A 22,960-nucleotide genomic window follows, 5' to 3' on the forward strand; every position below is an offset into this window, starting at 1 on the left:
ACTGCCGTCAGCCGTCAGCCCGGGGACGACGAGACCGCGCCCTCGCCCTGGATCCGCGCGCGCAGCGCGGCTGCGTCGGCAGCCGCGGCCGCTGCCGCCGCGCGGTCGCCCGCGGCCGTGGCGACCTCCCCGCGCAGCAGCACCAGTCGCAGCTCCTCGAAGTCCGAGCCCTGCTCGCGCGCCGCGGCGAGTCCCGCGTCGACGTCGGCGAGGGCGGCGTCGAGCCGGCCCAGGACGAGCTCGGCGCGGGCCCGTTCGAGGTGGGCGCGGGGCAGCAGCGATGCGGCCTCCGCGGAGGAGTACGGCGCGAGGTCGACGACGAGCTCCCACGCCCGGTCGCCGATCCCGCGCCGGCTCAGCGACTCCGCCCGGGCCAGCCGGGCCTCGAGCGCCGGCACGGACTGCGAGTAGGCGAGCAGGTCCTCCTCCGCGCGCACGGCCGTCTCCTCGGCGAGCTCGTAGCGGCCCTGCGCGATCTGCAGCCGGGCCGAGAGCATCCGGGTGTGCGCGGCCAGCGGCCCGGCGCCGGCCGCGATCGCCGCGCGCAGCGCGTCGTCGAGCACCCCTTCGCACCGCTCGAGCTCGGACCGGGTCAGCAGCAGCTCGGCCAGGTTGGCGCCCGCAGTGGCGGCGTAGACGAGGTCGCCCGCCTCGGCGGCCACCCGGCGCGACTCCTCGTAGAGCTCGACGGCCTCGCGCCAGCGACCGGTGAGGAAGCGGAAGTTGCCGAGCACGAAGGCCGCCTCGGCCGCGCCGGAGAGCCGGCGCTCGCGCCGGGCGATGTCCAGCGCCTCCTGGGCCAGCGCGCCGACGCCGTGCTCGCCGAGGACGAACCGGGCGATGTCGTAGGTGACGAACGTGGCCACGAGCGCGTCGACGTCGCCGGCGCGGCGCACCTCGTCGAGCATCCCCTCGCTCGCGGCCCGCGCCTCGCGCCACTGCCCCTGGTTGCGCCGGATGAGCGCGCGCCCGCTCACCAGCCGAGCCCGCAGACGACGTGCCTCCTCGGTGTCGCGTGGCTCCAGGGTCCGCAGCGTGGTCGTGATCACCCGTAGCGCGGCGCGGTAGTCGCCGACGACGTTGAGGATGCGCATGCGCAGCACCTGGAACGTCGCCGACCACTCGGGATCGCCGGCGGCGAGCCGGGCGCCGCGCCGCACCGCGTCGAGCGCCTGGTCGAACAGGCCGGCGGCCGTGCACACCTCGACCAGGTCCACGAGCACCTCGCGGCGCTCGTGCAGCGGGACGTCGCCGAGCGCGAGCGCGGCGTCGTACGCGCGCTGGAACTGCACCGCGGCGTCGGTGTTGGCGTAGGCACGCTGGGCCCGGCGTCCGGCCCGGCGGGCGTGCACCCAGGTGCGCGCGTCGTCGCCCGCGCGGGAGAAGTGCAGGGAGAGCGTGTCGGCGTCCGCGTCGAGGTCGCTCGACAAGGCCTCGACGGCGCGGCCGGCCGCGCCGTGCAGCGTGGCGCGGGTGCGGAACGCGAGCCCGTCGTAGGCCGAGTCGCGGATCATGCTGTTGCGGAAGCGCATCCGGCCGGGGCCGTCGGCCTCGAGGAAGTCGGCGAGGCGGCCCAGCGACGCCGCGTCGACGGCGACGTCGTCCTCGCGCAGCGTCTCCGCCAGCACCTCGGTGCGGAACGAGCGGCCCAGCACCGAGGCGTAGCGCAGCAGGCGGCGCGAGCCCGGGTCGAGCGCGTCCACCTGGGCGTCGAGGGCCGCGTGCAGGCTCTCGGGCATCGCCTCGAGCGACCCGACCTCGCGGAACGCGCGGACGAGCTCCTCGGCGTAGAGCGGGTTGCCCTCCGCCCTCGCCACGATCGCGTCGACCTCGTGCGGGCGCAGCGGCGCGGCCGCCGTGGCACCGATGACGAACCGGGCCAGCACGTCGTCGGCGATGGGCCCGAGCTCGACGCGCGGCCCGTGCTCGAGCTCGAGCCCCGCCCCCTCGCCGCGGCGGACGACGACGACCGCCCACGGTCGCCCCTGCGCGGCGGTCGCGACGTGGGCGAGCACGGCGGAGGACGCCGCGTCGGCCCAGTGCGCCTCCTCCACCACGAGCACGAAGCGGCCCGGCACGCTCGAGGAGATCAGCCGCACCATGAGGTCGGCGATGAGCCCGGGGCGGAACCGCGCCTCGACCACCGAGGACTCGGGCGTGTCCGGGATCGGGATCATCACGACGGGCTCGAGCAGGGGCGCGAGCGCGAGGCGGTCGGGCATCCGCTCGCGGAAGGTGGCCAGCAGCTGCGCGGCCATCGTGTCCGGGTCGGCCCGTTCCACGCCGAAGGCCCGGCGGACGGGGTCGCGCAGCATCCGGTAGGGCGAGGTCATGCCGTAGGGCTCGGCGCGCACCGTGACGACCGAGGCGCCGAGGCCGTCGAGCGCCTCGGCCAGGATCCGCGACTTGCCGGTGCCGGTGGCCCCGGCGATGGTGAGCACCCCTCCGCCCCCGTCGAGCGCCCCGACGAGGGCGGCGCGCACCGCCGCGAGCTCGTCGTCGCGGCCGATCAGCGGCGCGCCCGCGCCGCGCTCGTCGTCGCGCGCGCCGAGCTCCTCCCCCACGGCGAAGACGGGCACCGGCGCCGCCTTGCCCTTCATGACGAAGGGGCCCACCGGCGCCGTAGCGAACAGGGTCCTCGAGTGCTCGAGCACCTGGGGGTGGGCGAACAGCGAGCCTGCCGGCGCCTTCGACATGATGCGCGCCGCCGTGTTCGTGGTGTCGCCCATCGCGGAGTACGCGGCACGGGCCGGCGTGCCGACCTCGGCGGCGAACACGTGGCCGCGGTTGACGCCGATCTGCACGGGCAGCGGGGTGCCCCGGTCCAGCACCGCGCGCATCGCGCGCAGCATGCGGCCCTCGTCGTCCTCGGTGGAGTAGGGCACCCCGGAGGCCATGAACAGCTTGCCGCCGTCGCTGTCGAGGTCGGTGGCGAGCAGGGACACGCGCTCCCTGTTCATCGCCTCCTCGAACACGGACACCGTCTCGTGCAGCGCAGCGCCCACCGCGTCGGGGCCGCGCGTGCGCAGCAGGTCGTCGGTGCCGGAGAAGCGCGCGAACGCGATGGTGGCGAGCTTGTGCTCCGGCTCGGGGACCGCGGGGCCGAGGTGGTCGCCGAGGTCGTGCGGGAACAGGGTGCGCAGCCGCGCCTCCTGCACCGCAGGGGCCGGCGGGGCGTCGCCCTCCGGTGGCCGGGTGCGGCGCCAGCGCAGCCGGTGCAGCCCGTCGGGCCTCGGCTCGGCCGAGCCGCCCGGCAGCCGCTGCGCGGTGCCGGTGGTCAGGAGGATCTCCCCCGCCACTGCCGCGTGCTCGGCCTCGGCGGTCGACGTCGCAGCCTCGCCCAGCACCAGCAGCTCGCGCGTGGGCGAGCCGACGAGGAAGAAGTCCACCGGCCCGGAGTGCACGCCGATCGAGATCGACAGCGACAGCCGGCCGACGGACGTGGGGGTCGCCGCCGCGGCACGCAGCGCCGTGCGCATGTCGACGGCGGACCGGCACGCGCGGGCGGCGTGGTCGTCGCCGCGGAAGACGAACAGCAGCGCGTCGCCGCCGAACTTGAGCAGCTCGCCCCCGCGCACGGCAGCCTGCGACAGGATCCCGCCGAAGATGCGGTTGAGCGTCTCGATCAGCTCCTCCGCGCCGATCCGCCCGCGCCGGGCGAGCTTCTCGGTCAGCGCGGTGAACCCGGAGATGTCGGCGAACACGAGCGTGGCGTCGACCTGCTGCCAGGTGCGGCCGGGGGCGTCGTCGTCCCAGTCGAGCGCGATCCGCGGCACGTGCCGGCGCAGGTCGGTCGCGCCCCCTGGCACGGTCGCGGCCCCCCGAGCGCCGGCCGGGCCGGGCTCGGGCGCTGTCATCGCGGTGCGGGCGCCGCGGGGCCGCCCGGGTCGACGGCCTCGTGCGCGCGCAGCCGGGCGCACAGGACGCGCAGCATGGGGACCGCCACCTCGGGGTGGTCCTCGAGGAGCGACTCGAAGGTCCACTTCGAGATGGCGAACGTGAGCAGCCCGCCCGCGTCGGCGACGACGTCGGCCGAGCGCGGCAGCCCGTCGATGAGCGAGAGCTCGCCGAAGTACTGGCCGGGGCGCAGCGTGGCCGCGGGCTCGCCGTGCACCAGCACCGTCGCCGTGCCCTCGAGGATCACGTGCATCCCCACCACCGGCAGCGAGAACGCACGGAACCCGGCGACCTCGTCGCCCTGGGAGATCACGTGCGACCCGGCGGCGTAGGCCTCGCGCTCGCCCGTCTCGGCGATGCGGGAGATCACCTTGGGCGGCACGCCGGCGAACAGGTCGATGCCCGACAGCGCAGCGACGAGCTCGGCCTCGGCCACCGGTCCTCCTCGCGCGGTCGTTGCCGAAGCGTAGCCGCGGGCAGCAGGCGCTCGCCCGGCGGACGGCGGGTCAGCCCGCGGTGAGCGGGCCGGCCTTCGCCTCGGGGAAGTAGCCCTGCCCGATGCCCGTCTCGCGCTTGGGCACCATGACCGACCGCGTCCACGACACGATGACGTCGCCGTCCTGGTTGAGCCCGCGCGTGACCATCGTGATGATGCCCATGCCCGGGCGCGAGGAGCTCTCGCGCTTGTCGGTGCAGACGCTCTCGGCGTAGATGGTGTCGCCGATGTAGACGGGGTGGGTCAGCTTGATGTCGGTCCACCCCAGGTTGGCGACGGCGTTCTGGCTCATGTCGATCACCGAGAGCCCCAGCACGAGCGCCACGGTGAGGCCGCTGTTGACGATGATGCGCCCGCCCGTGATCGGGTTGGACTCCGCGAGGTGGGCGTTGAAGTGGTTCTGGTTCGTGTTGCAGGTGAGCTGCGTGAACCAGGTCGAGTCGGCCTCGGAGATGGTCCGGCCGAACGGGTGCTGGTAGACGTCGCCCACCACGAAGTCGTCGAAGAACCTGCCGAGCTGTGCCGGGTGCACGGTCATCGCGTGTCGCCTCTCTCGCCGTCCGTCGGGCCCGCGCCGGGCCGGTCGTGTCGCCGGTTCGAGCGTAGTGAGCCGCGCTCCCCGGACGTCCGGCGGTCGCGCCCGTCCGCGGGGACGGGTCGTCGCCCGGTCCGGCGCCGGGCCGAGGACCCGTCGCGGCCGTAGGTTGACGCCGTGGAGCGTCCCGAGCTGTTCACCCTCGAGCACGTCTCCTTCGTCGTGGACGGGCGCCGCGTGCTCGACGACGTCGACGAGCACCTGCACGCGGGCGGGGTCACGGCCGTCGCCGGGCCGAGCGGGTCGGGCAAGTCCACGCTGCTGCGGCTGCTCAACCGCCTGGCCGAGCCGACCTCGGGCCGGGTCCTGTTCGGCGGCCGCGACGTGCGCGAGCTCGACGTGCTCGAGCTGCGCCGCAGCGCGGTCCTCGTGCCGCAGCGCGCCACCCCGCTCACGGAGGACGTGTTCGCGGAGGTGCGCGTGGCGGCACCGGCGCTGTCCGACACCGAGGTGGCCGCGCTGCTCGCCCGGGTCGCACTCGACGCCGGCGCGCTGCGCGGGCGCAGCCCGGCGAGCCTGTCCGGCGGCGAGCTCCAGCGGCTGTGCCTGGCCCGCGCCCTGGCCGTCTCCCCCCGCGTCCTGCTGCTCGACGAGCCCACCTCCGCCCTCGACCCGCGTTCGGGCGACGCCGTCGACGAGGTGATCCGCGGCCTCGTCCGCGACGGGCTGTCGGTCGTGCTGGTCAGCCACGACGTGGTGCGCGCCGGCCGCGTCGCCGACGACGTCCTGGTGCTGCACGAGGGCCGCGTGACCGCCCGCGGACCGGCCGGCTCCCTCGACCTGCGCCACGAGCTGCTCAGCCCGCCGGGCGACGGGCACTCCCACGACGCCGACGACCCGCGGTCGCACGGCGGGTCCCACGCCCCGCACCGCCATGTCCCCGAGGAGGGCACGTGACCCAGATCCCCAGCTGGGGCGCCGTCGGCGTCTCGGTGCTGCTCGTCGTCGTCGCGGTCGCGATCGCGTCGTGGCAGCGCCTGGGCATCTCGCGCGACATCGTCGTGGCCGCCGCCCGGGCCCTGGTGCAGCTCGCGGCTGTCGGCGCCGTGCTCGCCTGGCTGTTCGCGCACGCGGGCATCGCCGGCGCGCTGGCGTGGGTGCTGGCGATGATCCTGGTGGCGGCCAACGAGTCTCGCCGGCGCGGCCGCGGCATCCCCCACGCCTACCGATCGGCCCTCATGGGGATCGCGGTCGGCACGGCGGCGACGCTCGGCGTGCTCGTCGCCGGCGGCGTCATCTCCACCGCCCCGCAGGTGCTCATCCCCATCGGGGGCATGGTGGTCAGCGGCTCGATGCAGGCGGCGTCCCTCACCCTCACCTCGCTGCGCCGGTCGGTGACCGACAACCGCTCGGCGATCGAGTCGGCCCTGAGCCTCGGCCTGCCGGCGCCGGCCGCCTTCGCCCGCGACCTGCGCACCGCCGTGCGCACCGCGCTCGTCCCCACCGTGGACTCCACCCGCGTGGTGGGGCTGATCTCGCTGCCGGGCACGATGACGGGCCTCATCATCGCCGGGGTCGACCCGCTCGAGGCGATCCGCTACCAGATCATCGTGATGTACATGCTGCTGGCGGCCTGGGCGGTGTCCGCGCTGGTCACCGCCCGTGCGGCCCAGGCCACGCTGTTCGACGACGCGCAGCGGCTCGTGCCGCTCGCCGTCTGAGGCGCGGCCGGACGAACGGCGCGAACCGGGCAGCCCGCACGGCGGCCGCTGCACCGCCGCCTGGGGCCGCCGACGGGAGGGAACCGGAACGGGCACCCGCTGCGTCCCAGCGCTGCCGTAACGTGACGTCGCGCCGCGGGGGCGGCAGCGGGCACACCAGCGCCGGGTCGTAATGCCCGGGTGCGCCTGCGCCCGTCGGCCCCGCGGGTGACAATCGAGCGTCCGACCCGCGCCACCGCCCGACCCGAGGAGCCCGTGTGACGACCGACCAGACCGGTGCCGCGCCCATCGAGCCCGGCCCGACCGTGTCTTCGCCGGGCGCGGGTGCGCCGCCGGTCGACGCCGTCGGGCCCGAGGACGTCCCGGGCCTGGTCGCCACCGCGGCGCGCATCGGCCGCTCCGTCGAGACCGTCATCGAGGGCAAGGCCGACGTCGTGCGCAGCGCGCTCACGGTGCTGCTGGCCGAGGGGCACCTGCTCATCGAGGACGTCCCCGGCGTCGGCAAGACCATGCTGGCCAAGAGCCTGGCCCGCTCGCTCGACTGCAGCGTCCGGCGCATCCAGTTCACCCCGGACCTCCTCCCCGGCGACGTCACCGGGGTGAGCGTGTTCAACCAGGAGAGCCGCGACTTCGAGTTCCGGCCCGGCGCGGTGTTCGCCAACATCGTGCTCGGCGACGAGATCAACCGCGCCTCGCCCAAGACGCAGTCCGCGCTGCTCGAGTGCATGGAGGAGCGGCAGGTCACCGTCGATGGCACGACGTACCGGCTCGCCTCGCCGTTCATGGTGATCGCCACCCAGAACCCGGTCGAGATGGAGGGCACCTACCCGCTGCCCGAGGCCCAGCGCGACCGCTTCATGGCGCGGCTGTCGATGGGCTACCCCGACGTCCGCGCGGAGATGGACATGCTCGCCGAGCACGCCGCGACCAACCCGCTCGACGCGGTCACCTCCGTGGCCGACGCCGCGACCATCACGCGTCTGGTCGCGGTGGTGCGCACCATCCACGTCGCCGACTCCGTGCGCCAGTACGCGGTCGACGTCGCGAACGCCACGCGCCAGCACGGCGACGTCCGGCTCGGCGCGTCGCCGCGCGCCACGCTGCACCTGGTGCGCGCGGCCAAGGCCTACGCCGCTCTCGACGGCCGCGACCACGTGCTCCCCGACGACGTCCAGGCGCTCGTGTCGCTCGTGCTCGCGCACCGGCTGATCCTCACCGCCGACGCCCAGATCGCGGGCCGTACGGCGGACACCGTGCTCGGCGACATCCTGCGCCGGGTGCCCGTCCCCGCAGCGGCCCGGGTCTGAGGTGCGGGCCGCCCTGCGCCACCTCACCACCCGCGGGCGCGCGGTGGTGGCGTTCGGCGTGGTCGGCGTCCTCATCTCGCTCGTGCTCTCCCAGCGCGACCTGCTGCGCATCGGGATCCTCCTGCTGCTCCTGCCCGTGCTCTCCGCGCTGTGGGTCTCGCGCACGCGCTATCGGCTGGCCTCCGCCCGCGGGATGCGGCCCACCCGGGTGGCCGTCGACCAGCCGGCCACGAGCGTGGTGCGCGTCGAGAACGTCTCACGCCTGGCCAGCGGGCTGCTGCTGGTCGAGGACGAGGTGCCGTGGCAGCTCGGCCGCGCGCAGCGCTTCGTCATCGACCGCCTCGAGCCCTCGGGGCGGCGCGACGTGCGCTACGAGCTGCGCGGGTCGCTGCGCGGCCGCTACACGGTGGGACCCGTGTCCGTGCAGCTCGTGGACCCCTTCGGCTTCTGCCGCACGACGCGCAGGTTCACCACCACCGACGTGCTCACCGTCGTCCCCGCCACGGTGTCGCTGCCGGCGATCCCGCTCGGCGGCGACTGGTCCGGGCTCGGCGAGGCGCGCTCGCGCGCGGTGGCGTCCGCGGGCGAGGACGACGTGATCCCCCGCGAGTACCGCCACGGCGACGAGCTGCGCCGGGTGCACTGGAAGTCCACCGCCCGCAGCGGCGAGCTGATGGTGCGGCGCGAGGAGCACCCCTGGCGCACCCGCGCCACGATCCTGCTGGACACCCGCGCGAGCGCCCACCGCGGCGACGGGCCCGCCTCGTCGTTCGAGTGGGCCGTGTCCGCCGCCGCGTCGATCGCCTGCCACCTCGCGCTGCGCGGCTACGCCGTGCGCGTGGTCGACTCCGACGGCGAGTGGCTGCGGCCCGGCACCACCGGCATCGAGACGATGAGCGGCGCCGAGGCCGAGGGCCCGCTGCTCGACGTCTTCGCCACCGTGGGCCTCACCGAGGGCCACCCGCTCGGCGTGCGCGACCCGCAGACCCGCGCCCGCATCCGCGACGGGCTGCTCGTCGCCGTCCTCGGCGACCTCGAGGACGACCAGAGCGAGACCGTCGCCGCGCTGCGCAGCGGCAACGCCAGCGGTCTCGCGCTCGTGCTCGACACCTCCGCGTGGTCGTCGCGTTCGGCCGTCCCCGACGACGGCCGCACCACGCGCGCCGCGGCCCTGCTGTCCTCGGCCGGCTGGCGGGTCACGGTGTGCGGCCCGCAGACCGACCTGGTCGAGGCCTGGCAGTCCCTGGCGCGCAGCGGCGTGGCCCGGGCCGGGATCGGCGGCGGCCGATGACCACCACGCTGCGTCCGCCGACGTCCACGCCCTCCGCGGCGCCGGCGTCGCCGTCCGCCCCCGCCTCCTCGCTGCCCCCGCGCGGCGGGGTGGCCGGGCCGAGCGCCGCCGTCGCGGTGGCGGTGCTGCTCGCTGCGCTCTCGGTCGGCCCGCTGGTCGCGGAGGGCGGGTGGTTCGGGCCCACCGTGGTCGCGGTCCTCGTCGTCTGCCTCGTCGGCGCGGGCGCCACCTGGCTGCGCGTGCCGGTGTTCCTCGTGCCGATCGTGCAGGCGTTCGCGCTGTTCTCGGTGCTCATCGCGAAGTTCACCACCGACGCGCCGCTGGGGTTCCTGCCGAGCACCGACTCCCTGGCCGCGCTGCGGGCCGTGCTCGCCGACGGCATGGCCGACGTCGACCAGTTCGCGCCGCCCGTGCCGCTCACCGACGGCCTGAGCGCGGTGATCGCCCTCGGCATCGGCTGCGTGACGATCGTGGTCTACGTCCTGTCGGTCGACCTGCGCATGCCCGTCGCCGCCGGCGCCGGGCTCGTCGCCGTCTACGTGGTCCCCTCGTTCGTGCTCGACGACGGCTCCCCGTGGTGGACCTTCGTGTGCCTGGCCGCCGCGTGGATGGTGCTGCTCGTGAGCGACGAGCGGGTCGGGGTGGTCAGCTGGGGCCGCCTGCTGCGCCGCGGCGACGCCAGCGCCGCGCGCTCGGCCTGGGGCGGGCTGTCCTCGGCCGCGGTCCGCCTCGGCGTGGTCGCGACCCTCGCCGCGCTGATCGTCCCCGTGCTGGTGCCGGCGCTGACCGACGCGGTGCTCGGCCGCTGGGGCCAGGCGGTGTCGGGCACCGGCCCGGGCGAGGGCGCCGGTGGCGGCGGGGTGCGCCTGGATCCGCTCGCGTCCCTCAAGCGCTCGCTGGTCAACCAGCCCGACGCCACCGTGCTGCACTACACGACCTCCTCGCCCACGGCCGGCTCGGTCTACCTGCCGACGGTGGTGCTCGAGGACTACGCCGACGAGAAGTGGACCGCGCGCGGCTTCTCGCCGGACGTCGCGACCCGCGTGGCCGACGGCGTGGTGATCGCGCCGATCCCGCGCAGCGGCCCGGTCACCCACTACTCGGTCACCGTCGACAAGCTCGCCGACGTCTACCTGCCGGTGCCCGAGCGCACGCAGGTGGTCGACGGACTCACCGGCACGTGGTGGGCCGACGACGCCACGGGCACGGTGTTCGCCGGCCAGAACACCACCACGCGGCAGAACCAGACCTACGAGGTGGACGCCATCACCGCCGCGCCGGACGTGAGCGCGCTGGCGGCGGCCAACGCGACCACCGCGCCCGACCCGATCCAGCAGCGGAGCCTCACCGACGGCATCCCCGACTTCCTCATCGCGCAGGCGCAGGAGGTCACCTCCGGCGCCACGACGAACCTCGAGCGGGCCTACGACCTGCAGCAGTGGTTCCTGTCCAACTTCACCTACAGCCTCGACGTGCCCGACACCCAGGGCACCTCGGCGCTGCAGTCCTTCCTCACCGACCGCAAGGGGTACTGCCAGCAGTTCGCCGCGACCTTCGCCCTCATGGCCCGGGCGCTGGGCATCCCCTCGCGCGTGGTCGTCGGCTACACCGGCGGCACCCGCCAGCCGGACGGCACCTACGTCGTCAAGGCGAAGGACGCGCACGCCTGGCCCGAGCTCAGCTTCCCCGGGATCGGCTGGGTGCGCTTCGAGCCGACGCCCCCGAGCGGTCCGGGCTCGACCATCGGCGTCCCGTCCTACGCCCAGCCGGGGGCGATCGCCACGGCCACCGCGGCCCCGACCAGCACCGCGAGCGCCTCGCCCGGCAGCAGCCACAGCGGCAAGGTGGGCCCGAGCGAGCAGGAGTTCCCGGCCGGCCTGACCCCGCTCGAGGCGCCCGGCGCGGGCACGAGCGCGGACACCTGGCGGCTGCGCGCGCTGCTCCTGCTGCTCGTCGTCGCGGTCGCCCTCGCCGCCGTCCCCGCCGTGCGCCGCATCGTGCGGCGCCGCCGGCGGCTCTCGCGGCAGGCCTCGGTCGAGGACGCCTGGGCCGAGCTGCGCGACACCGCGCGCGACCTCGGCGTCGTGTGGCCGGAGTCGCTCACCCCGCGCCAGGCCGTGGCCGGGATCGTCGAGCGGGCGCACCTGCGCGGCGACGTGGCCGCCGCGGCCACGCGGATCGGGCGCACCACCGAGCAGGCGCGCTACGCCCCGGCGCCGCCCTCCACCGAGGGGCTGGCCGAGGACCTCGGCACCGTGCGCACCGCGCTGCTGGAGCGGGCCGACACCGGCACCCGGCTGCGGGCCACCCTGTTCCCGCCGTCGCTGCGCGCGCCCGAGGAGTGAGCCGGCCGTCCGCCGTTGCCGTGGGGGCGGCGCGAGGACGGTGCCCGGACGCCACGACGCGGCTGCAGCAGCTGTCCGGAGACCGGTGCCGGTCCGGAGAACGCGACGGCCGCCGTCGGTGGACGGCGGCCGTGGCGAGGCGGGAGCTCCCGGGGGCTAGGCCCCGTCACCCTCGCGACGCTTGCGGAAGCGCTCCTCGACGCGGTCCATGAACCCGCCCTGCTTGGGGGCGCGGGCCGGGGGCGCGGAGGGGCTGGGGGCGGCGGTGTCCGCGGGGGCCGCGGAGCCGGGGCGCAGGGCGCCGATGACGAGCACCGTGCCGCCGAGCATGAGCAGGAAGCCGAGGACGCCGACGAGCACCACCGAGGTGGCGGCGCCGGTGACCAGCAGCGCGACGCCGGCCAGGGCGCCGAGGACGCCGACGGCGGCGCGACGCCGGCTCCCGGCGCGAGGCGTGGCCGAGCGCAGGCTGGAGGCGAACTTGGGGTCCTCCGCATAGAGGGCCCGCTCCATCTGCTCGAGCAGGCGCTGCTCGTGCTCCGAGAGCGGCACGGCTCCTCCTCGGTCTCGTGGCGGGCGCCACGCGGTAGGTGCTCACGGGCGGCGCGGCCGCCCACAGCACGAGGATAAGCAGCGAACGGCGAACTGGAAACCCGGAGGGCCGTGTTCGAAGGTTCGTGCCGCGCCACGTGCCACTGACAGTGTCGGCCGCCGCAGGCCCGTCCTGAACGGTTCCCGGCGCACCGCGCTGCCCCGGCTGACGAACGGGTGACGCGCGTGGTTCCCGTCCGGACCCGCGCAGGTCCTCACCGGACACGGTCTCGACGGCCGTGCGACCCCGGTCGCGACGGGGTCAGCGGCCCGGCCGCGGGGCCACCGGCGCCCCGCCGAAGCCGTCCTGCTCGCCGGTCGGCAGCAGCCGGGCCGGCCGGACCGAGCCCCGGCCGAAGCGGGCCGAGGCCCGGTCCACGGCCTGCTCGGCCTCGCGCCAGCCGAGCTCGGGTTCGTCGAGGTGCAGCTGGCGGGGGGCGTCCTCGACGTCGAGCAGGCCCTCGGCCCGCACGCCCACCAGCCGCAGCCGGGCCCGCTGCAGCCCGAGGGCGTCGTAGAGCGCGCGGGCGGTGTCGTAGATCTCGCGGCCGACGTCGGTGGGGCTGCGCAGCGTGCGCGAGCGCGTGATGGTCGAGAAGTCGGCGAACCGCACCTTGATCACGACGGTGCGCGCGGCGTAGCCCTGGGTGCGCAGCCGGGCGGCGACCTTCTCCGACAGGCGCAGCAGCTCGCGCCGGACGACCTCGGGGTCGTCGACGTCGCGGGGGAAGGTCTCCTCGTTGCCGATGCTCTTCTCCCCCTCGGGGGCCTCGACCGCGCGCGGGTCGCGGCCCCAGGCGAGGTCGGACAGGTGGGTGCCGGCCGCCTGCCCGAGCGCCCGCACCAGGGTGTCGACGGGCGTGTGCGCGATGTCGCCGACGGTGGTGAGGCCGAGCCGGAGCAGCGCCTCCTCGGTCTTGTCCCCCACGCCCCACAGCTCGCCGACGGGCAGCGGGTGCAGGAAGGAGACGACGCGGTCGGCCGGCACGACGAGCAGGCCGTCGGGCTTGGCCCGGGTGGAGGCGAGCTTGGCCACGAACTTGGTCGGCGCGACGCCCACCGAGCAGGTGATCCCCTGCTCGTCGTGGACCCGCGAGCGGATGCCCTCGGCGATGACGGCGGGCGGCCCGAGGCGGCGCACCGCGCCGGAGACGTCGAGGAACGCCTCGTCGAGGCTCAGCGGCTCGACCAGCGGGGTCACGTCGCGGAAGACCGCCATGACCCCGGCGGAGACCTCGGCGTAGAGCTCGAAGTCCGGCGGCAGGACGACGACGTGCGGGCACAGGCGCTTGGCCCGCGACATGGGCATCGCCGAGTGGATGCCGAAGCGGCGCGCCTCGTAGGTGGCGGCGGTGACGACCCCGCGCGACCCGTCGCCGCCCACGATCATCGGGACGCCGACGAGGTCGGGGCGCGAGCGCAGCTCGCAGGAGGCGAAGAACGCGTCCATGTCGACGTGCAGCACCGGGCAGCCGTCGTCGTCGCGGCGCCCGGCGTCGGCCTCGCCCCGCGACCCGCGCGGCGCGGAGACGTCGGCCTGGGTGAGCCGCGCGCCGCGGGTGATCTGGCTGCGGCTCACCGGGCACCCCCGCGGCCCGGCTCCTCGGGGCGACGCGCAGGGAGCGCGCGGGTGCGCCGGCGCTGCACGTGGTCGCGTCCGCTCATGACGCGCCCATCATCCGCCCCGGGACCGACACGTCGCGGCAGGGTGCGCCGGACCCGCCGGGTGGTCGGTCCGATGTCGGCCGTGGGTGCAGGCACGGTGCGGTGCGGCATCGGGTCACCAGCCCGAGCTGCCGGGGCTCGAGTGCCACAGCTTGCCCGGGGGCGTGCGCCGCGGGCCGCCGGACGCCCCGGGCCCGGGCTCCCGGCGCGCCTCCGGGTCCGGTCCGTCCTCCTCCGGCCGGCCGGTCCCCCGGTCGGCCGCCCGCTGCTCGGCGCGCAGGGCCGCCTCCCGGGCGGCCGCCTCGCGCGCGGCGCCGCGCGCCGCCGCCTGGCCCCGGGTGTCGGCGGCGTCGACCCCCTGCGGCTTGATGTCGGCGTAGGGCGACTGGCGGAACCCGCTGGCGTGCACGAGCACCCGGCGCACCCGCTGCTCGGCCGTCTCCTCCGGGCTGTCCCCGTTCCCGGCCGGGCGCCCGGCGCCCGCCCCGGCCCGTGCGGCCGCGGCGAGGTCGGACCCGCGCCGGCCCATGCCCCCGGCCGCCCCCGCGGCGGACTCCTCGCCGGGGCGCCCGGCGTAGCCGTAGCCGTAGCCCGCCGGTGCCGCGCCGGCCGGTGCCGGCGCCATGACCGGGCGGGTCGACCGGCTCCCCGCGCGGCCGGTCACGGCGGCGTCGTCGCCGTCGTGCCGGGTGCCGGAGTCCGCGGCGAGCAGGGCGTGCACGGCCGGGGCGCCGCCCCGGCGCCAGGCGTCGTGGACCACCCCGAGCTCCCAGGCCCCGGTGGCCCGGATCGAGATCCCGCGCGGGCCGGTGCGGCGCACCACCCCGCGCACCAGCAGGAGCCAGGAGCCGAACACGGTGGCGGCGTAGGGGCCCTGGACGTCCTCGAAGAACGTGGCGTCGACCGGCCCGGTGGCGTCGTCGAGGGTGAGGAAGACGACGCGCCGTCCGGAGCGCACCGGCGGGGTCTGGGTGGCGACCTTGACGCCGGCGACGAGCACCTCGGACTGGTTGCGCCGGCGGAGCAGGTCGCGCGCGCGGGTGACCGAGAGCGCCTCGAGCATCGGGACGTAGAAGTCGACGACGTGCCGGCTCGCGTCGAGGCCGAGCACCTCGAGCTCGGCCCGGACCCGCTCGGCGTCGGTCATCTCGGGCAGGCCGCTGGCCGCCACCTCGCCGGGGGCGTCGCCGAGGTCGAGGGTGAGCTGCACGTCGAGGTCGGCGGCCGCGGTCGGCGTCGCCGGCGACATCGCCTGGCGCCGGGCGGCGGCCACGACGTCGCGCGTGGCGCTCGGGACCCCGGTGGCGGTGAGCGGCACGCTGCGCGGTCGCGGCGCGGCGGCGCGGGCCGCCCGCGCGGTCGCCCGGGTGTGCCGGTCGAGGTCGGCGACCTGCAGCAGCAGGTCGCGCCGGGTGACCCGGCCGCGGCGGCGGACCGGGCTGGACAGCCCGATGCCGTAGAGCGAGTCGAACGCACCCGCGACCACGAGCCGCTCGACCACCGGGCGCGCGACCCGGGCGCGGTGCCAGAAGTCCGACAGCGAGCCGTAGGGGCGGCCGGCGACCACCCGCTCGACCTCGGCGGCGCTGATGCCCTTGACGTCGGCGAGGGAGAGCCGGATGCCGTACGCCGACCCGTCCGGCAGCCCGGGCACGTCCTGCGGGCGGCGCGGGCGCTCGCCGAGGATCTCCGGCGGCGGCTCGTCGTAGGGCGAGACGCGCTCGACGCGGTAGGTGCCCTCGGAGGCGTTGACGTCCAGCGGCAGGATCGCGATGCCGAGGTTGCGGGCGTCGTCGAGGATCAGCCGCTTGGGGTACATGCCCGGGTCGTGGGTGAGGACGCCGGCGAGGAACGCGGCCGGGTGGTGGGTCTTGAGCCACGCCGAGTGGTAGGTGGGCAGCGCGAAGGCCGCGGCGTGGGCCTTGCAGAAGCCGAAGGAGGCGAACGCGCGCAGGACCTCCCACACCCGCTCGATGGTGACCAGGTCGTAGCCGCGCGCGCGGGCCGCGGGATAGAACCAGGCGCGCACCTCGGGCTGGGTGTCGGGCGAGCCGAGGGCGCGGCGCACCTCGTCGGCCTCGGCGAGGCTGGCGCCGGTCATCACCGCGACGATGCGCAGCACCTGCTCGTGGAACACCACCACGCCGCAGGTCTCCTCGAGCGCGGGGCGCAGGTCCGGGTGGAGGTACTCGGCGTCGTTCCACCCCTGCCGCGCGCGCAGGAACGGCGTCACCATGTCGGACTTCACCGGGCCGGGGCGGAACAGCGAGATGTCGGTGATGAGGTCGTCGAAGGTCTCGGGCGCGAACTTGCCGACCAGCTCGCGCTGGCCGGGCGACTCGATCTGGAAGCAGCCCAGCGTGTGCGCGGAGCGCACGAGGGCGTAGGTGGCGGGGTCGTCGAGGGGGACGGCGTCGAGGTCGACGTGCTCGCCGTCGACCCGCTCGATCTCGGTGAGGGCGTACGCCATCGAGGACTGCATGCGGATGCCGAGGACGTCGAGCTTGAGCAGCCCGAGCTCCTCGACGTCGTCCTTGTCGAACTGGCTCATGGGGAAGCCCATCCAGCTGGCCTCGACGGGGGTGCGATCGAGCAGCGTGGTGTCGGAGAGCAGGACGCCGCACGGGTGCAGCGCGATGTGGCGCGGGAGGCCGTCGAGCGCCTCGACGAGGGTGAGGAAGCCGTCGAGCTCGCCGCGGGCGGCGAGGCGGCCGAGGCCCGAGGAGCGCAGCTCGGGCAGCTCCTCGAGCGCGGCGCGGGCGTCGCGCGCGCGGATGTGCGGGAAGGACTTGGCGAACGCGTCGATCTCGCCTGGCGGCATGCCCAGGGCGGCCCCGACGTCGCGGACGGCGTGGCGCACGCGGTAGGTGTCGCGCATCGACACGCAGGCGCAGCGCTCGCCGCCGAAGCGGTCGAGGATCCGCTCGTAGACCTCGGTGCGCCGGGCCGACTCGACGTCGACGTCGATGTCGGGCAGCGCGCGGCGCAGCGGCGAGAGGAAGCGCTCCATGAGCAGCCCGTGGGCGAGGGGGTCGACGCCGGAGATGCCGAGCAGGTGGTTGACCAGGCTGCCCGCGCCCGAGCCGCGGGCGGCGACGCGCACGTCCATCCCGCGGATGAGGTCGACCACCTCGCCGACGGTGAGGAAGTAGCCGGCGAACCCGAGCGTGGCGATGGTGGCGAGCTCGTCGTCGAGCCGGTCGCGCACCTGGTGCTCCGGGTGCCGCCCGCGGTCGAGGTAGCCGGCCAGCGTGGCCTCGCACCGCGCGCGCAGGTGCCGGTCGGCCTCGAGCGCCTCGGCGGCCAGGACCGCCGGGCCGCGGTCGCGCACGGCGCTGCTGCGCCCGGCCGTGCGGGCCGGCAGGAGCAGGTCGAGCTCGGGGACGTGGACCTCCCCGATGCCGAGGTCGGCGACCGGGTCGAGGACGCAGGCGTCGGCGAGGGTGCGGGTGTCGGCGAGCAGCCGGTCGACCTCGCGGCGCTGCGCGGCCTCCCCCTGCGCCACCCCGGACAGGTGCACCACCTCGCTCGCCACCCGCCGCATGTGCTCGCCGTCGGCGAGGTAGCCCTCGCCGTTGGCCCGGTCGAGGTGGCGGGAGTCGAGCGGGACGAGGCGGCGGATCGCGTCGAGGACGTCGACCACCGGCGCCTGGTCGCGCTCGGCGTGCCGGACGGCACCGGCGAGCACGGCGGGCAGCCCGTGCTCGCGCGCGAAGCGCAGCGTCCGGGCGGCCAGCGAGGAGGAGTAGGGCAGCCCCCGCGCCGGCGCGCCCGACAGGTCGCTCACGGCGAGGGCGGAGTCGCGCGCCCGGTGGCTGACCACCTCGACGGCCAGGCGCCGGCCGAACACCTCGCGCCACGGGGCGAGGGCCGCCTCGGCGAGGTCGGGACGCCGGCGGGCCAGCGCCCGGCCGACCTCGGACTCCGGGCCGAGCAGGACGACGAGCCCCTCGGCGTGCTCGGCCACGGTCTCGAGGGTGGTGACCGGCGACCCGCGCCGGGCCTGCCCGGCCCGCGCCTCGCGCAGGTCGGGCGGCTCGGCCCCCGGCGGCGGGTCGGGCCGCAGCCCGAGGTGGGCCGCCGAGACCAGCCGGCACAGCGAGGCCCAGCCGGTGCGCCCGCGGGCGAGCAGCACCACCCGGGGGTGGTGCGGGTCGACCTCGGCGCCGCCGCGGGCCGGGGTGCGCCGGACCGCGGCGCCGGCCCCGGCGGTGCGCTCGGCGAGGGTGGGGCCGGAGCCGAACCGGCCGGCCGGGGTGCGCCGCACCCGCGAGCCGAGCCCCGCGGCCGGGAGGCCCGGGACGACGGGGGTCGGCCCGGGAGGCCCGGGATGCACGGGATGCACGGGATGCACGGCGAGGTCGAGGCCGAGGATCGGGGAGATCCCGGCGTCGCGGCAGGCCAGGACGAAGCGCACGGCCCCGTAGAGGCCGTCGCGGTCGGTGAGGGCGAGCGCGTCCTGGCCGAGCGCGGCGGCGCGTGCCACGAGGGCCGCCGGGCTGCTCGCGCCGTGGCGCAGGGAGTAGCCGGAGGCGACGTGGAGGTGGACGAAGGGATCGGCAGGCACAGGAGACGTCGCGGGGGTGCAGGGCCGGCGGGCCGGCAGGGGGAAACGAGCAGGGACGAGCAGGGACGAGCAGGGACGAGCAGGGACGGGTCGCCGACGCGCTCAGGGTGCCGGGACCGACCGCAGCCGGGGCGGCCCGTCCGCCCCGCCTCCCGGCGCGGCGCCGCCGGTGTCGGGCCGCCGGGCACCGGGCCGGGCGCCCGGTCCGACGCGGGGCGCCGGGTCGTCCCCCGCGTCGTGCGGCAGCGGGGGCTGGCGGGTGGTGACCCCGAGGACCCGGGCGACCACCGCCAGGAAGGCCTCGGCGTCGCGCATCAGGTCGTCGGCCTCGCGCCCGCTCACCACCCCGCGCAGCCCGGCCTCCGCGGCGGCCCGCTTGCCGGCGCCCGCCGCGAAGAACGCCGCCCACTCCCCCAGCTCGGGGGCGACCTCGGTCAGCAGCGACCAGGCGCTGCGCACCCGGCCGGATCGTCGGGCCCGGGGGCGGGCCCGGGCGGCGAGCACCGCGGCGGCGGCGCGCAGCGCGGACAGGTGCGCGTGGGCGTAGCGGCTCTCGGGGTCCTCGGCCGCGCCGGCGGCGAGCAGCTCGCGGGCCGAGCCGGCGAGCAGGTCGCGGCTGGCGCCGGGGGCCTCGGGGCGTGGCGGCCGGGCCGCCGCCGGGCCGCTCGCCCCCGGCCCGGCGGAGGGCCCGACGGACGGCGCGGCGGGCGGTTCGGCGGACCGCCCGGCCGGAGCCGGCGCGGGCGGGCCGGCGGGTCGGACCGGGGCGGGTCGGACCGGGGCGGGACGGGCGAGGACGGGCCGCGGCCGGGCCGCCTCGGCGACGGCCACCGGCAGGACCAGCGGGACGGTGAGGGACGCGGGCACGGGGACTCCTCTCGGACGGACGCGGGTCGAGCAGGTCGGGTCGGGCGGGTCGAGCAGGTCGGGTCGGGCGGGTCGGTCGGGTCGGGCGCGTCGAGCAGTCGGGCGGGTCGGGCGGGTCGGGTCAGTCCAGGGCGCGGGCCAGCCGCCAGCGGACCGGGCGGGCGGAGCCGGCAGCGGATCCGGCACCGCCACCGGCAGCGCGATCACCGCCGGGCGGCCCGCAGCCGGCGGCGGCCGGGTCGCCCGCCGGCACGTCGCGCACGAGGTCGTAGACACCGATCCCGGCACTGCGCCCCGGGGCGGCCTCGACGCGCCACACCTCGCGCTCGACCGCACCGACGTCGGCCGCCACCGACCGGGGGCGCGCCGACAGGCCGGCCCGGTCGAGCGCGCCGGGCCCGTCGGACCCGTCCGGCCCGTCGGCCATGGGCGTCCCGGCACCGCGTGCCGTGCCGGCCCCGCCACCGCGCGCCGACCACCACGTGCCCAGCTCGACCCAGTGGGCGAGGACGCCGCGCACGAGGTAGAGCCGGCCGCGCCAGACGAACTGCACGGGCGCGCCCGGGACGGACGTGCCCGTCGAGGCGCCCGGCCCGGACGGCCCGGACGACCCGGACGACCCGGACGACGCGGACGGCCCGGACGATCCGGACGGCCCGGACGACCCGGACGGGAGCCGGCCGGAGGAGGGCGCCCCGGAAGACCGGGGAGACGCGGGAGACGCGGGAGAGCCGGGAGACGCGGAGGGTGCGGGAGACGCGGGCGTCGGCCCGGGCAGCGCCGACGTGCGGACGTCGATGACCTCGCCGTAGGTGCGCACCGGCCACCACCTCCCCCCGTCCGTGGACGGGAGCTCAGCCCCGGGCAGCGACGGCTGCGCGGGGACCAGCCCGCACGGCAGCGGTCGCTGCCGTGCACGGGAGGGGGAAGGCGACCCGTTCGCCCGCGCGGGGAGGGGCCGACGGCGGACCGCCGGGCTCCCGCCCGTCCGGGCGCGGACGCGGGGGGAACCGCCCGCCGGCGGGGCCTGAGCGCTTCCCCACGCTCGTGGTCCGCCGGCGGGGCAGGTGCCCTGTCCGCGTCGGCCCGGTGGGTCGCGCGAGGACCGCGAGAACCTCACGGACCCACCGGGGCCGGCGCCGGGAGGAACCGCGGCCGCGAACCGCGGGCCCTCCCGGACCGGTGCCGATCGAGAGGCCCTCGGACACTCCCCGCGCGCCGGGAGGCTCCCGCGGGCGGTGCTGGTGTTCGAACACCTGTTCGATCGAGTCCCACCGTACCCCCCACCCCCGACAGCGCGTCAAGCCCTCGCCACCACCGCCCGCGACCCGCCCCGCCACCCGCCCGCCCCGCGGGCCGGGGCGCCGCGGCGAGGACCGACCTGGCCGCGAGCGGCGGCGCGGTGCCCACGCCGGCCCTACCCTGCGTCCATGCGACCTGAGGCCTCCGACGCCGCCGGCGACCCGCACGCGCCGCGGCCCGCGGCCGCGGCGCACGACGAGGCGGGTGCCGACCTCCCGCACGCGGAGGTCAACGACGACGGCACCCTCGTGACCGCGGTCGGCGACACCGAGGGGCTGCACCCCCAGGCGGTGCGGGTCGCCCGTGCCCTGGCCTCCCTCGGCGTCGCGGGGCAGGTCCGCGCGCTGCCCGAGCCGGCCCCCACCGCGGCCACCGCCGCCGCCCAGCTCGGCGTCGAGGTCGGCGCGATCGCCAACTCGCTGGTCTTCGACGCCGACGGCGAGCCCCTGCTCGTGCTGACCTCCGGCGCGCACCGGGCCGACACCTTCCTGCTCTCCGGCATCGCGGGCGCCTCGCGCGTGCGCCGGGCCACGCCGGAGTTCGTCCGGCAGCACACCGGCCAGGCGATCGGCGGCGTGGCGCCCGTGGGGCACCCGCACCCGCTGCGCACGGTGGTCGACGTCGACCTGGCCCGGCACCCGGTGGTCTGGGCCGCCGGGGGGCACCCGCACTACGTGTTCCCGACGACCTACGACGAGCTCCTGCGGATCACCGCCGGCGAGGCCGCCGAGGTCGGCGAGCGCTCGGGCTGAGGCCACCCGCTCATCCGCCGCAAGGGGCCGCCGAGGGCGCCGCCGCGCCCGGCCGGCAACCCGCTGGACGCGGGGAGCCCGCACCCGCGAGGCTCGGCCGATGCCCCTCCGCGTGCAGTGCCTGAGCATCGACGCGCACGACCCCGCGCCCGTGGCCGACTTCTGGCAGCAGGCCCTGGGGTGGCGGCGCACCTACGAGGACGCCGACGAGATCGTCCTCGAGCCGCCGGAGGACAGCGCCGCGGGCGGCGCCGTCCCCGACCTGCTCGTGCTGCGCGTCCCGGAGACCAAGACGGTCAAGAACCGCCTGCACCTCGACCTGCGCCCCGACGACCAGCAGGCCGAGGTGGACCGTCTCCTCGCGCTGGGCGCGACCCGGGTCGACATCGGCCAGGGCGAGGTGAGCTGGGTGGTGCTCGCGGACCCGGGCGGCAACGAGTTCTGCGTGCTGCGCGCGCTGCCCGTCCCCGAGGGCTGACGGGCACCGCACCCGTCCGGGCACCGACCGCGTACGGTTCGCAGTGGTGTGCCGGGAAGTCTGGTCGGCGAGCAAGCGTCGCGTGCGCGCGATCCGTGCCGACCGAGGAGTCCGATGGCGTTCGTCGTCCCCACCGTCCCGCTCGCCGTCTTCGTCGTCTCGGCCACTCTCGCGCTCGTCGCCTCCGCGCTCCTGATCGTCCGCCTCGAGCGGATCGGCGCGCGGCTGGGCATCAGCGAGGCCGCGCTCGGCCTGGTCGCCGCGCTGGCCGCCGACATGCCGGAGATCGCGACCGCCGTCACCGCGCTCGCGGCGGGCCAGCACGACGTCGGCGTGGGCGTGATCCTCGGCTCCAACGTCGCCAAGCTCTTCATGCTGCTCGGCGTCGCCGCGGTCGTGGCCGGGCGCATCCGGCTCGACCGGCGCGTGGTGCTGCTCGAGACCGTGGTGGCCGGCGGCCTCGCCCTGGTGACCCTCGCCGTGGTGCAGGACGACGTCGCGCCCGTGCCCGGGCTCGGGCTGGCCCTGCTGCTCTTCGGCCCCTACGTCGCGCTGTCGGTGATGCGGCCAGAGACCCGCGCGCGCCTGCCGATCCCACGTCGGCTGCGCGGCACGCTCACCTCCGCGCTGACGCAGGAGGAGACCGACCTCGACCTGCACCCGGGCCGCGGCGGCACCGTGGACGCGCTCGCCGCGCTCGGCCTGCTGGCCGTCGTCATCGTCTCCTCGGTGCTGCTCGAGCAGAGCGCCACCGACATCGGCACCGAGTGGCAGCTCTCCGACGTCGTGGTGGGCGCGGTGCTGCTCGCGGTGGTGACGAGCATCCCCAACGCCGTCGCCGCGATCTACCTGGCCCGGCGCGGCCGGGGCGCCGCGACGCTGAGCACCACGACCAACAGCAACAACATCAACGTGCTCGTGGGTCTGCTGATCCCGGCCGCGCTGCTCGGCCTCGGCACGGTCACCGAGTCCGCCCACGTGACGGCGTGGTGGTACGCCGGGCTCACCCTCGCGGTGCTCGCCTGGGCGTTCCTGCGCCGGGGCCTGACCCGCTACGACGGCGTGGTGATCGGCGTGCTCTACCTCGTGTTCGTCGTGCTGATCGTGCGGTGAGGCGGCCCCGCCTGCACGGCACGACCGCCCCGG

The 22,960-nt window shown here is 76.9% G+C and carries 16 protein-coding genes and 1 pseudogene; 9 read left to right on the forward strand and 8 right to left on the reverse strand.

Annotated elements, in window-relative coordinates:
• Window positions 1-14: 14 nt before the first annotated feature.
• The 3 genes from GC157_08730 to GC157_08740 all read right to left on the reverse strand — a co-directional run bounded on the left by GC157_08730 (window position 15) and on the right by GC157_08740 (window position 4,931).
• Window positions 15-3,857, reverse strand: coding sequence for an AAA family ATPase (locus tag GC157_08730; GenBank protein ID MBI1377550.1), 3,843 nt, complete (start codon window positions 3,855-3,857; stop codon window positions 15-17).
• Complete coding sequence (locus GC157_08735) at window positions 3,854-4,333, reverse strand: cyclic nucleotide-binding domain-containing protein (protein MBI1377551.1); 480 nt, start codon at window positions 4,331-4,333, stop codon at window positions 3,854-3,856. Before GC157_08735 ends, GC157_08730 begins: the two co-directional genes overlap by 4 nt.
• Window positions 4,334-4,403: 70 nt before the next feature.
• Window positions 4,404-4,931, reverse strand: a complete 528-nt coding sequence (locus tag GC157_08740; GenBank protein MBI1377552.1) for a MaoC family dehydratase — start codon at window positions 4,929-4,931, stop codon at window positions 4,404-4,406.
• 234 nt (window positions 4,932-5,165) lie between these two features.
• Here GC157_08740 and GC157_08745 point away from each other — a divergent pair, with 234 nt between their 5' ends.
• From GC157_08745 to GC157_08765, 5 genes are all read left to right on the forward strand, one after another.
• Window positions 5,166-5,885 carry an ATP-binding cassette domain-containing protein gene (locus GC157_08745; GenBank protein ID MBI1377553.1) on the forward strand — a complete coding sequence of 240 codons (720 nt, stop codon included), beginning with the start codon at window positions 5,166-5,168 and terminating at the stop codon, window positions 5,883-5,885.
• Window positions 5,882-6,649, forward strand: coding sequence for an iron export ABC transporter permease subunit FetB (fetB, locus tag GC157_08750; GenBank protein ID MBI1377554.1), 768 nt, complete (start codon window positions 5,882-5,884; stop codon window positions 6,647-6,649). The genes GC157_08745 and fetB overlap by 4 nt, the downstream gene beginning before the upstream one ends.
• A gap of 305 nt (window positions 6,650-6,954) precedes the next feature.
• Window positions 6,955-7,956, forward strand: a complete 1,002-nt coding sequence (locus GC157_08755; protein ID MBI1377555.1) for an AAA domain-containing protein — start codon at window positions 6,955-6,957, stop codon at window positions 7,954-7,956.
• Window position 7,957: 1 nt separating this feature from the next.
• Window positions 7,958-9,247, forward strand: a complete 1,290-nt coding sequence (locus GC157_08760; protein MBI1377556.1) for a DUF58 domain-containing protein — start codon at window positions 7,958-7,960, stop codon at window positions 9,245-9,247.
• Window positions 9,244-11,592, forward strand: coding sequence for a hypothetical protein (locus GC157_08765; protein ID MBI1377557.1), 2,349 nt, complete (start codon window positions 9,244-9,246; stop codon window positions 11,590-11,592). The genes GC157_08760 and GC157_08765 overlap by 4 nt, the downstream gene beginning before the upstream one ends.
• A gap of 156 nt (window positions 11,593-11,748) precedes the next feature.
• Here GC157_08765 and GC157_08770 read toward each other — a convergent pair whose 3' ends face one another.
• The 5 genes and pseudogenes from GC157_08770 to GC157_08790 all read right to left on the reverse strand — a co-directional run bounded on the left by GC157_08770 (window position 11,749) and on the right by GC157_08790 (window position 19,835).
• Window positions 11,749-12,144, reverse strand: coding sequence for a DUF3040 domain-containing protein (locus tag GC157_08770; protein MBI1377558.1), 396 nt, complete (start codon window positions 12,142-12,144; stop codon window positions 11,749-11,751).
• 301 nt (window positions 12,145-12,445) lie between these two features.
• A complete protein-coding gene (dinB, locus tag GC157_08775) occupies window positions 12,446-13,762 on the reverse strand; it encodes a DNA polymerase IV (GenBank protein ID MBI1377559.1) in 1,317 nt (438 codons plus the stop codon).
• 201 nt (window positions 13,763-13,963) lie between these two features.
• Window positions 13,964-18,415: a DNA polymerase III subunit alpha gene (gene dnaE, locus GC157_08780; protein ID MBI1377560.1), complete on the reverse strand. Its 4,452-nt coding sequence runs from the start codon at window positions 18,413-18,415 to the stop codon at window positions 13,964-13,966.
• A gap of 240 nt (window positions 18,416-18,655) precedes the next feature.
• Window positions 18,656-19,081: pseudogene (locus GC157_08785) on the reverse strand (hypothetical protein).
• A 322-nt stretch (window positions 19,082-19,403) separates the two neighbouring features.
• Window positions 19,404-19,835 carry a hypothetical protein gene (locus tag GC157_08790; GenBank protein ID MBI1377561.1) on the reverse strand — a complete coding sequence of 144 codons (432 nt, stop codon included), beginning with the start codon at window positions 19,833-19,835 and terminating at the stop codon, window positions 19,404-19,406.
• 19 nt (window positions 19,836-19,854) lie between these two features.
• Here GC157_08790 and GC157_08795 point away from each other — a divergent pair, with 19 nt between their 5' ends.
• The 4 genes from GC157_08795 (at window position 19,855) to GC157_08810 (ending at window position 22,927) form a co-directional block, all read left to right on the forward strand.
• Window positions 19,855-20,094, forward strand: coding sequence for a hypothetical protein (locus tag GC157_08795; protein MBI1377562.1), 240 nt, complete (start codon window positions 19,855-19,857; stop codon window positions 20,092-20,094).
• Window positions 20,095-20,712: 618 nt separating this feature from the next.
• Entirely contained in the window at window positions 20,713-21,336 is a 624-nt protein-coding gene (locus GC157_08800; protein ID MBI1377563.1) for a YbaK/EbsC family protein, read from the forward strand.
• Between the two features lie 100 nt (window positions 21,337-21,436).
• On the forward strand, window positions 21,437-21,814 hold the full coding sequence (locus GC157_08805) for a VOC family protein (protein ID MBI1377564.1): 378 nt from the start codon (window positions 21,437-21,439) through the stop codon (window positions 21,812-21,814).
• A gap of 114 nt (window positions 21,815-21,928) precedes the next feature.
• Entirely contained in the window at window positions 21,929-22,927 is a 999-nt protein-coding gene (locus tag GC157_08810; protein MBI1377565.1) for a hypothetical protein, read from the forward strand.
• The last annotated feature ends 33 nt before the right edge of the window (window positions 22,928-22,960 follow it).

Source organism: Frankiales bacterium (assembly GCA_016125335.1).
Taxonomy (GTDB): Bacteria; Actinomycetota; Actinomycetes; order S36-B12; family CAIYMF01; genus Longivirga.